Here is a 10,436-nt window from a genome sequence, read left to right as displayed (position 1 = left end):
TGGATGGCACCGGCTGCGCCGGTGTTCGCGGGCAAGCCCGCTCCCACAGGGACTGCGCCAGATTTTAGATTTGATGCAGGACAGTAGCTCCTAAAGGAGCCCCGAGCGCCCTGGGATCACACCCTGAACTGATTGATCAAGCGCCGCTGCTGCTCGGCCAGCTTGGTCAGCTCGGCGCTGGCCTGGCTCGACTCGTCGGCGCCGCCGGCCACTTCGCCGGCCACCTGGCCGATGCTGATCACGTTGCGGTTGATGTCCTCGGCCACCGCGCTCTGCTGCTCGGCGGCGCTGGCGATCTGGGTGTTCATGTCGTTGATCACCGACACCGCCTGGGTGATGCTCTCCAGCGATTGCGCCGCGCGGCTGGCCTGCTGCACGCTGACGTCGGTCTTGCCCTGGCTGTCTTCCATCACCTTGACCACCTCGCGGGTGCCCTGCTGCAGCTGCTGGATCATCTGCTGGATCTCCTGGGTGGCCTGCTGGGTCTTCTGTGCCAGGTTGCGCACTTCGTCGGCGACCACGGCGAAGCCACGGCCCTGTTCGCCGGCGCGGGCGGCCTCGATGGCGGCGTTGAGCGCCAGCAGGTTGGTTTGCTCGGCAATCGCGCGGATCGCCACCAGGATGGCGTTGATGTTCTCGCTGTCGCGGGCCAGGTCCTGCACCACGGTCACGGCCCGGCCGATTTCGCCGGCCAGTGCGCTGATCGAGTGCGAGGTGTCACGCACGATCTCCAGCCCCTGGTTGGCCGCACGATCGGCCTCGCTGGCGGCCTGGGCCGCCTGGGTGGCGTTGCGCGCCACGTCCTGCGCGGTGGCGGTCATTTCCTGCACGGCGGTGGCCACCTGGTCGATCTCCACCATCTGCTTGTGCACGCCCTGGTTGGTGCGGATGGCGATGTCCGCGGTGTGCTCCGACGAATCGCTGACTTTCTGCACCGAGCCGACCACCTGGCTGATCATGGCCTGCAGCTTGATCAGGAAGGTGTTGAAGCCCTTGGCGATGGCGCCCAGTTCGTCGGCGCGGTCGCTTTGCAGGCGGCGGGTCAGGTCGCCTTCGCCCTGGGCGATGTCGTCGAGCATGGCCACCATCTGGCGCAGTGGGCGGGCGATGCCGTGGGCCAGCAACCAGATCACCAGCAGGCCCAGCGCGGCGATGCCCAGGCCGACCACGGTCATGCCGGCGATGTCGGTGCGGCGTTGTTCGGCCAGATCCTGCTGCAGCTGGTTGACGTCGGCCATCACCGTGCTCAACGGCAGTTCCAGCAACAAGGTCCAGCGCGCATCGGTGTTGGCGACCTTGAACGGCAGGTACAGCTCGATGCGGTCCTTGCCGGCGTCCACTTCATAATGCAGCGCTTCGCCGCTCAGGCTGTTCAGGGTGGCCGCCTCTTCGCTGGCGAGCACTTCGCTGGCTTTTTCGCCGAACTTCGCCGGGTTGCGGGTATAGGCCACCAGGCGGCCGTTGCTCGACACCAGTGCCAGTTCGCCGGCACCGTCGTAGAGCTGGCGGTCGGCGGCGTTGAGCAGGTCCTGGATGAAGTTCACCGATAGGTCGGCACCAGCCATGCCCTGGAACTGGCCATTGACCATGATCGGTTCGACGAACGAGGCGAGCATGACCATCTTGTCGCCGACCTTGTAGGGGGCCGGGTCGATCACGCAGGCTTTTTTCGACTCTTTCGGGCACAGGTAGTACTCGCTGGCGCGCACGCCGGTGGCCAGCACGGTGCGGTCATTGACGTCGGCCAGTTGGTCCTGGCCGAGGCTGCCGTCGCCGTTGCGGAACCACCAGGGCAGGAAGCGGCCGTTGGCGCCGTCGATGCCGACCAGCTTGCTGCCGACGTAGCGGGCATCGTCATGGTCGAGGGCGTTGGGCTCCCAGCCCAGGTACGCGCCCAGTACCGTTGGGTTGACCTCTACGGTGCGCTTGAGCTGGTTGATCAGGTGTTCTCGGTCGACCCGCATCAGCGGGCTGCCATCGGCGGCCTGCATGCCGAGCATGGCGTTGCTGGTGGCCAGGCTACGGGCAATCGACAGGGGCGCCTCGAGGCCGCGCTGGATCTCGCTGACCTGGGTGCGGGCCAGGGCAGCCAGGCGTTGCTCGATCACGCTTTCGAACTGCTTCTGTGTGCGCTGCTCCACCAGCGCCTGGGTGCGTTGGCCGGAATACACGGCGTAGAGCACCAGTGCCGCGACAATGCTCAGCACGATGGCACCGGCCAGGGCGGCCACGGAAAACTGGATCGACTTGAACTTCATGAAAAGCTCCGCGCGCAAGGAGGTCGTATCCCTGGGTTATCGGCGGGCTAATACCAAAGCATGAGGGCCTGTAAGAAATCTTCCCTGCGGCTCTGGTCGAGGCGGGCATCTGGGCCTAGGATACGCGGCACGTAAATAGGGAGTGTTTTATGCGTAAGTCATTCGTTGTCAGCATGTTGAGCGCCAGCGTCCTGCTGGGCGGCTGCCAGGCGGTCAATACCACCAGCGGCGGCGCCGTGGGCGTCGAGCGCAAGCAGTACATGTTCAGCATGCTCTCGACCGATGAGGTCAACCAGATGTATGCCCAGTCGTACCAGCAGACCCTCGGCGAAGCGTCGAGCAAGGGCGTGCTGGACAAGGGCAGTGCCGACGCCAAGCGCGTGCAGGCCATCGCCGACCGCCTCATCGCCCAGGCTCCAGTGTTCCGGCCGGATGCCGCACAGTGGAAGTGGGAAGTCAACGTGATCAAGAGCGACGAGCTCAATGCCAATTGCGGCCCGGGCGGCAAGATCATCGTCTACACCGGGCTGATCGATCAGCTCAAGCTCACCGACGCCGAAATCGCCGCGGTCATGGGCCACGAAATTGCCCACGCCCTGCGTGAGCACGGCCGTGAAGCAATGTCCAAGGCCTATGGCGTGGAAATGGCCCGTCAAGGCGCGGGTGCCTTCCTCGGCCTTGGCCAGGACAGCATGGCGTTGGCCGACACCGTGGTGAACTACGCCATGACCCTGCCCAACAGCCGCAACAACGAGAACGAGGCCGACCTGATCGGCCTGGAACTGTCGGCCCGCGCCGGTTACGACCCGAACGCCGCGATCACCCTGTGGAACAAGATGAGCAAGGCCTCCGAAGGTGCGCCGCCTGAGTTCATGAGCACCCACCCGGCCTCCAGCAGCCGGATCGCCTCGCTGCAGGCGGCGATTCCGAAGGTGATGCCGCTGTATCAAGCGGCCAAGAAGTAAGCCATTCAGAAAGGGCGCGATGCGCCCCGATCGCCGGCAAGCCGGCTCCCACCTTGAACGCGCCATTCTCGAGACTTGCGCAGTACCTGTGGGAGCCGGCTTGCCGGCGATGAGGTCAGTGCAAGCAACACAAGACGGTTGCTTGCACCTCTTGCCACCTTCAGCCAATCCAGCCACTGGTCTTCATCGCCGAATACACCGCGACGATCGCCAGCACCACGAACGCCGCCGCCGCCAGGCGCCGTATCAGTGTCAGTGGCAGTTTCTCGGCCGCGAAGTTCCCCGCCAGTACCACCGGCACGTTGGCAATCAGCATGCCCAGGGTCGTACCGATGATCACCATGATCAGGTGCGGATACTGCGCCGCCAGCATTACCGTGGCGACCTGGGTCTTGTCGCCGATCTCCGCCAGGAAGAATGCGATCAGAGTGGTCAGGAACGGCCCGAAACGGCGTGCGCTGCTGCTTTCGTCATCGTCCATCTTGTCCGGCACCAGCGTCCACAGCGCGGTGGCGGTGAAGCTTGCGGCAAGAATCCAGTGCAGCACCGACTCGGTGAAGAAGCTGCTTACCCAGGCACCCACGGCGCCAGCGGCGGCATGGTTGGCCAGGGTCGCGGCGACAATACCGGCGATGATCGGCCAGGGTTTGCGGAAACGCGCCGCGAGGATGAGTGCGAGCAGTTGCGTCTTGTCGCCGATTTCGGCGAGCGCAACGATGGCGGTGGGGACCAGCAGAGATTCCAGCATCAGGTTTCCTACGGGGGCGGGTCGACACGGCTATGACACGTACAGCCTCCCCGCCCCGGGTAAGGTGTGCGTGTCATAGGTCTTGTCAAACCCTGGATCCGTCTGCGCGGATCGCGGGTCGTACGCGCCATGGCCTGTGGGCCAAGTGTGTTGACGCGTACCGGGCGAGCAGGGCGCTCGCGGGAGACTACTCCCCTAGGACGGAGCGGATTCTGCCTACACCGCGCACATTCGGCAAGCGCTGTTTTCAGCCACGAGTTGCCCGGTAGATGCGAAAGCCCTGGGCTTCGGCGCGAATTTCGCAGTTGCCGAGCGCGCCTTCGATCAAGGGTTGGTAGCGCAGGAAGCTGTTGGCAACCAGGCGCATTTCGCCGCCTTTTCGAAGATGTTCGCCAGATTTTTTCAGCAGGTTCTCCGAGGCCTGGTAATCGGTATGCACCCCCGTATGGAAGGGCGGGTTGCTCAGGATGAGGTCCAGGTCGGCAGGGGCGGCATCGATGCCATCGCCACTGATCACCTCGCCTTCGAGGTTGTTGGCCGCAAGGGTCAGGTGACTGGCGGCTACAGCGAACGCATCTACATCCAGCAGGGTGACCCGGCTGTGCGGGTAACGCCGTTTGACCGTTGCCCCCAGCACACCGGCGCCGCAACCGAAGTCCAGAACATGACCGCCCGACAGGTCATCCAGGTGCTCCAGCAACAGTGCCGTGCCCTTGTCCAGGCGGCCATGGCTGAACACGCCCGGCAGGCTGATGACCTGCAGCGGGCCATCGGCGAGCGGCAGTTCGAAACGTTCGGCCAGGCTATGCAGTGGTTTGGCTTCAGGGGCGTTGTCGACGGTCACCTGCCACAGCTGGCAGTGCCGCGCGCTGTCCAGCTTGCGCGGCTTGCCAAAGGCCTGCAGCTGCTTGGCCGCACCTTCGATGCCGCCGCGTTTTTCACCCACCAGGTAGAGCACACGCCCGGCCAGGCGTGATGCCAGCGCGTTAAGCAGGTAGGCGGCCAGTTCGCGGGATTTGGGCAAGAACAGCACCGCGCTGTCGAAGGCCACCGCAGGCACCTCGACACCATAGTGGCTGCGCCCGGCGAAGCGGCTTTCGAGCAGCGCCTGATCGCCCGCATGCCAGGTCCAGCCATGGGCCGCCGGCAGTTGGCCAAGCAGGCCATCGGCCTGGGCGCCGGCGATCAACAGCGGGCCCTGGAACAGGTCTGCCTGGCGGAGCAACACTTCACTGCGCGGGTCCATGGACGACGCCTCCTGAAAAAAGTGGCGCAGTGTAGCAGAGGCTTCAGCCGATCAGCCGACCACTCGCCGTGGCTGGCCGGCGAAGTAGGCCAGGGCGTTTTCGGCGAGCTGGCCGACGATGCGCTGGCGCGATTCCACCGCGCCCCAGGCGCTGTGCGGGGTGATGATCAGACGCGGGATGTCGCCAGCCAGCAGTGGGTTGCCATTGACCGGTGGCTCGACGCTCAGCACATCGGTGGCCGCTCCGCCCAGATGGCCGCTGCGCAGTGTATCGGCCAGCGCCTGCTCGTCGATCAGCCCGCCACGGGCGGTATTGACCACCAGGGCGCCCGGTTTGAGCAGCGCCAGTTCGCGGGCGCCGAGCATGTGGCGGGTCTGTTCGTTGAGCGGGCAATGCAGGGTGAGGGCGTCGACTTGCGGCAGCAACTCTTCCAGCGGCAGGCGATCGGCGCGGGGAGGGCGCCCGGGTATCTGCCCGGTCAGCACGCGCATGCCGAATGCCTCTGCCAGCCGCGCCACCGCGCCACCCAGTTCGCCATGGCCGAGCAGGCCGAGGGTCTTGCCCTCCAGCTCGACGATGGGGAAGTCCAGCAGGCAGAACTGGCTGGCCTTGGCCCACTGGCCGGCCGCCACGGCCTGATTGTAATCGCACAGGCGCGTGGCCAGCGCCAGCAACAGGGCCAGGGTGTGCTGCGCCACCGACGGGGTGCCATAGCCCTGGCAGTTGCACACGGTGATGCCCTGGGCACGAGCGGCGGCCAGGTCGACGTTGTTGGTGCCGGTGGCGGCAACCATGATCAGCTTGAGCTGCGGGTTGGCCGCGAGCGCCTCGGCATCGAGCATGACCTTGTTGCTGATGACCGCGGTGGCGCCCTGCAGGCGTTCGGCAACCTGGTCCGGACGGGTCGCGGCATGCAGTTGCAGTTCGTCGAACTGGGTGTGCAGGGGCGAAAGGTCGAGGTCGCCGAGGTCGAGGGAGTGGTGATCGAGAAACACGGCGCGACGTAGGCTGGGCATGTGGGGCTCCGGTCAGGGCAAAGGTGTTCGGCTATCCGTGGGCGCGGGCTTGCCTCGCGAAGGGGCCTCAGGATGCTGGGCGCAGTGTCTGTTCCGCAGGCGCCGCTCGTCAACGACGACGGCCCCACTCATACCTGTGCCAGCCAAATCATTCCTTCGGCTGATTTGACCGGTGCGTCACCGTTCTACAGTAAGTGCCTGAATTGTCCGGCCCGCTTTCCAGAAAAGGGATACCCATGCTGCAGACACGCATCATCAAGCCCGCCGAGGGCGCTTACCAATACCCACTGCTGATCAAGCGTCTGCTGATGTCGGGCGTGCGCTACGAAAAGACCCGTGAAATCGTCTATCGCGATCAGCTGCGCCTCACCTATCCGCAACTGAGCGAGCGCATCGCGCGCCTGGCCAATGTACTGAGTGCCGCTGGCGTGAAGGCGGGTGATACCGTGGCGGTCATGGATTGGGACAGCCATCGCTATCTGGAATGCATGTTCGCCATCCCGATGATCGGTGCGGTGGTGCACACCATCAACGTGCGCCTGTCCCCCGAGCAGATTCTCTACACCATGAACCACGCCGAAGACCGCTTCGTGCTGGTCAACAGCGATTTCGTCGGCCTTTACCAGGGCATCGCCAGCCAGTTGACCACCGTGGAAGGCACCGTACTGCTGACCGACGGGGCGGACAAGAGCGCCGACCTGCCCGGCCTTCACGGCGAATACGAGCAACTGCTGGCGGCTGCCAGCCCGCACTACGACTTCCCCGATTTCGACGAAAACTCGGTGGCCACCACGTTCTATACCACTGGCACCACCGGTAACCCCAAGGGCGTGTACTTCACCCACCGCCAACTGGTGCTGCATACCCTGGCCGAGGCCGCGGTGACCGGCAGCATCGACAGCGTGCGGCTGCTGGGCAGCAACGATGTGTACATGCCGATCACCCCGATGTTCCATGTGCACGCATGGGGTATTCCCTATGCGGCCACCATGCTTGGCATGAAGCAGGTCTACCCCGGGCGCTATGAGCCGGACATGCTGGTCAAGCTGTGGCGCGAGGAAAAGGTCACCTTCTCCCACTGCGTGCCGACCATCCTGCAGATGCTGCTCAACTGTCCGTCCTCCCAGGGTGAGGACTTCGGCGGCTGGAAGATCATCATCGGCGGTAGCGCGCTCAACCGGGCGCTGTATGAGGCGGCCCTGGCCCGGGGCATCCAGCTCACGGCGGCGTATGGCATGTCGGAGACGTGCCCGCTGATCAGCGCCGCGCACCTGAACGATGAGCTGCAAGCTGGCAGCGAGGATGAGCGGGTCACCTACCGCATCAAGGCCGGGGTACCGGTGCCGCTGGTGGAGGCGGCGATTGTCGATGGCGACGGCAACTTCCTTCCTGCCGATGGCGAGTCCCAGGGCGAGCTGGTGCTACGTGCGCCGTGGCTGACCATGGGCTACTTCAAAGAGCCGGAAAAAAGCGAGGAACTGTGGCAGGGCGGCTGGCTGCATACCGGTGACGTCGCGACCCTCGATGGCATGGGTTACATCGATATCCGCGATCGCATCAAGGACGTGATCAAGACCGGTGGCGAATGGATCTCGTCGCTCGACCTCGAGGACCTGGTCAGCCGGCATCCTGCGGTGCGCGAGGTGGCGGTGGTCGGCGTGGCCGATCCGCAATGGGGCGAGCGCCCGTTCGCACTGTTGGTGGTGCGCGAAGGGCAAAGCATCGACGCGCGTTCCCTCAAGGAACACCTCAAGCCGTTCGTCGAGCAAGGGCATATCAACAAGTGGGCGATCCCCAGCCAGATCGCCATTGTTACTGAAATTCCCAAGACCAGTGTCGGCAAGCTCGACAAGAAGCGCATCCGCCTGGACATCACTCAGTGGCAGGCCAGCAACAGCACTTTCCTTTCCACGCTCTGACCCTGTGGCGGTCCGTGTCTTTAAAGGCGCGGGCCGCATTCTAGAGCGGCTGCAGTCTTGCTAAACAGAAAAATTGGGCCATGCTTGAGCACTGTCAGCGCATGGGGCCGCTGTTTCGAGGCCGGCCGCAAGCAGGGCGCGCAAATCACACTTTAGAGGGATCAAGCACCTGTGACCGCTGGCTATAGTCGGGCCAGGGGATTTTTCAGGAATGGGGGAGGGCGCCGCGCATCATCGATGTGCGACGCCACGGGCAGGAGCCGGCTTTACCAGGCGCTCGAGCCGTTCTTGAAAGGACTCACTGCCATAACAATAAAGTACATGGAGTAGCGTCGATGACATCTGCAAACCCGTTCTGGCGCCGGGCAAAACTGCCACTGGCAGTCAGCCTCGCTTCTACGCTCGCAAGTCCTGCTTTCGCTGTCAGCTTCAACATTGGGGAAATCGAAGGCCAGTTCGACTCGTCGCTCTCCGTGGGCGCCAGCTGGTCTACGGCCAATCCGAACAAGAACCTCATCGGTGCCAACAACGGCGGCAGAGGGTTGTCGCAGACCTCCGACGATGGTCACCTGAACTTCAAGAAGGGCGAGACCTTCTCGAAGATCTTCAAGGGTATCCACGACCTCGAACTCAAGTACGGTGACACCGGCGTGTTCGTCCGTGGCAAGTACTGGTACGACTTCGAGCTCAAGGACGAAAACCGCGAGTTCAAGGACATCAGCGACTCCAACCGCAAGGAGGGCGCCAAGTCCTCGGGTGCGGAACTGCTCGATGCCTTCGTCTACCACAACTACAACATCGCCGACCTGCCGGGCACCGTACGCCTGGGCAAGCAGGTGGTGAGCTGGGGTGAGAGCACCTTCATCGGTGGCGGTATCAACTCCATCAACCCCATCGACGTCTCGGCGTTTCGCCGACCAGGCGCGGAGATCAAGGAAGGCCTGATCCCCGTCAACATGTTCTATGTGTCGCAGAGCCTGACCGACAACCTGACGGCAGAAGGCTTCTACCAGATCGAGTGGGACCAGACGGTCGTCGACAACTGCGGCACGTTCTTCTCTCAGCCTGACGTCATTGCCGATGGTTGTGACAACAACCTGGCCGTGCTGGCCACACGCTCCAACGTAGCGCGGGGCCTTGGGGCACTCTCGGGGCCGGCACTGCGTGCGCTGACCGCGCAAGGGGTGAGCTGGGGCTCGCCTGACGAGGGCGTGATCGTACGTCGCGGTCCCGACCGTGATGCTCGTGACAGCGGTCAGTTCGGTCTGGCCCTGCGCTATATGTACGAACCGCTGAATACCGAGTTCGGCGGCTACTTCATGAACTATCACAGCCGTGCACCGATCTTCAGTGGTCGTGGCGCTGCGGCCCGTTTCTATAACCCGGCCAACCTGGCAGGCGCTCTGATCGGCGCTGGGGTTCCACCTGCTGCTGCAACCAACCCGGCCTTGCTCCAGCAGCTCATGCCGCTCTATGTAGCGGGCAACTCCAGCTACTACGTGGAGTACCCCGAGGATATTCGCCTGTACGGTTTGAGCTTCTCCACGACCTTGCCTACTGGCACGGCCTGGAGCGGTGAAATCAGCTACCGGCCGAATGCGCCGGTGCAGTTGAACACCACCGATATCCTGTATTCGGGCCTGACGCCGCTTGACCCTAACGCATCGGTCCTGAGGGGCACGGCCAACACCGATCAGCCAGGTTATCGCCGTAAAGAAATCACCCAGCTGCAAACCACCTTCACCCACTTCTTCGACCAGGTGATGGGGGCAGAGCGTCTGACCATGGTTGGTGAGGTGGGCTGGACCCACGTGGGCGGCCTGGAAAGCACCTCCAAGGCACGCTATGGCCGTGACCCGGTGTACGGCCCGGGGCCGCTGCCCAACGGTCGTTGCCAAAGCCTGAACGCCAGCACCCTGGCGGGCGCCGAGAAGAACAACCTGTCGCGCTACTGCGAAAACGAGGGCTATACCACCGCCGACTCCTGGGGTTATCGCGTACGCGCCATCTGGGACTACAACAACGTCTTCGCCGGCGTGAACCTGCGCCCCAGCGTGGCCTGGTCCCACGACGTCGATGGCTACTCCCCTGGCCCTGGCGGCGCCTTCGAGGAAGGCCGCAAGGCGGTCAGCCTGGGCCTGGACGCCGAGTACCAGAACACCTACACCGCGAGCCTGTCGTACACCAACTTCTTCGACGGCAAGTACACCACCGTGGATGACCGCGACTTCGTCGCTCTCAGCTTCGGCGTGAACTTCTAAGCACATTGATCCAGGACGACAA

General features: G+C 64.0%; 7 protein-coding genes, 1 pseudogene and 1 riboswitch. Of the genes and pseudogenes, 3 read left to right on the top strand and 5 right to left on the bottom strand.

From position 1 onward, the window contains the following. Positions 1-116: 116 nt before the first annotated feature. Positions 117-860 (bottom strand): methyl-accepting chemotaxis protein, encoded by a 744-nt coding sequence (locus F6X61_RS27630; protein WP_371923704.1) that lies wholly within the window; start codon positions 858-860, stop codon positions 117-119. A 114-nt stretch (positions 861-974) separates the two neighbouring features. Beyond that, positions 975-1,175: pseudogene (locus tag F6X61_RS27625) on the bottom strand (HAMP domain-containing protein); the annotation flags it as partial. Between the two features lie 1,232 nt (positions 1,176-2,407). Here F6X61_RS27625 and F6X61_RS13625 point away from each other — a divergent pair. Continuing rightward, entirely contained in the window at positions 2,408-3,223 is an 816-nt protein-coding gene (locus F6X61_RS13625; protein ID WP_153787061.1) for a M48 family metallopeptidase, read from the top strand. Positions 3,224-3,383: 160 nt separating this feature from the next. Here F6X61_RS13625 and F6X61_RS13620 read toward each other — a convergent pair whose 3' ends face one another. From F6X61_RS13620 to F6X61_RS13610, 3 genes are all read right to left on the bottom strand, one after another. Continuing rightward, positions 3,384-3,968, bottom strand: a complete 585-nt coding sequence (locus F6X61_RS13620; protein ID WP_178125815.1) for a TMEM165/GDT1 family protein — start codon at positions 3,966-3,968, stop codon at positions 3,384-3,386. A gap of 91 nt (positions 3,969-4,059) precedes the next feature. Further along, positions 4,060-4,179, bottom strand: a riboswitch (yybP-ykoY riboswitch). Positions 4,180-4,218: 39 nt separating this feature from the next. Beyond that, positions 4,219-5,217 carry a class I SAM-dependent methyltransferase gene (locus F6X61_RS13615; RefSeq protein WP_153787060.1) on the bottom strand — a complete coding sequence of 333 codons (999 nt, stop codon included), beginning with the start codon at positions 5,215-5,217 and terminating at the stop codon, positions 4,219-4,221. 51 nt (positions 5,218-5,268) lie between these two features. Next, positions 5,269-6,234 carry a 2-hydroxyacid dehydrogenase gene (locus tag F6X61_RS13610; protein WP_153787059.1) on the bottom strand — a complete coding sequence of 322 codons (966 nt, stop codon included), beginning with the start codon at positions 6,232-6,234 and terminating at the stop codon, positions 5,269-5,271. Between the two features lie 236 nt (positions 6,235-6,470). Here F6X61_RS13610 and F6X61_RS13605 point away from each other — a divergent pair, with 236 nt between their 5' ends. After that, complete coding sequence (locus tag F6X61_RS13605; RefSeq protein WP_153787058.1) at positions 6,471-8,153, top strand: fatty acid--CoA ligase; 1,683 nt, start codon at positions 6,471-6,473, stop codon at positions 8,151-8,153. 335 nt (positions 8,154-8,488) lie between these two features. Beyond that, positions 8,489-10,414: a DUF1302 domain-containing protein gene (locus F6X61_RS13600; RefSeq protein ID WP_153787057.1), complete on the top strand. Its 1,926-nt coding sequence runs from the start codon at positions 8,489-8,491 to the stop codon at positions 10,412-10,414. Positions 10,415-10,436: the final 22 nt, after the last annotated feature.

The sequence above is a fragment of the Pseudomonas sp. EMN2 genome (genome assembly GCF_009650555.1).
In the GTDB taxonomy this organism is placed as follows: Bacteria; Pseudomonadota; Gammaproteobacteria; order Pseudomonadales; family Pseudomonadaceae; genus Aquipseudomonas; species Aquipseudomonas sichuanensis.
The sequence above is the reverse complement of the archived record's forward strand: the minus strand, read 5'-3'. Positions and strand labels throughout refer to the sequence as shown.

Excerpts from the sequence above, each read along its gene's own strand:
- F6X61_RS27630 (WP_371923704.1), bottom strand. The coding sequence starts at position 860 with ATGGTGGAGATCGACCAGGTGGCCACCGCCGTGCAGGAAATGACCGCC.
- F6X61_RS13600 (WP_153787057.1), top strand. The coding sequence starts at position 8,489 with ATGACATCTGCAAACCCGTTCTGGCGCCGGGCAAAACTGCCACTGGCA.
- F6X61_RS13615 (WP_153787060.1), bottom strand. The coding sequence starts at position 5,217 with ATGGACCCGCGCAGTGAAGTGTTGCTCCGCCAGGCAGACCTGTTCCAG.
- F6X61_RS13605 (WP_153787058.1), top strand. The coding sequence starts at position 6,471 with ATGCTGCAGACACGCATCATCAAGCCCGCCGAGGGCGCTTACCAATAC.
- F6X61_RS13610 (WP_153787059.1), bottom strand. The coding sequence starts at position 6,234 with ATGCCCAGCCTACGTCGCGCCGTGTTTCTCGATCACCACTCCCTCGAC.
- F6X61_RS13625 (WP_153787061.1), top strand. The coding sequence starts at position 2,408 with ATGCGTAAGTCATTCGTTGTCAGCATGTTGAGCGCCAGCGTCCTGCTG.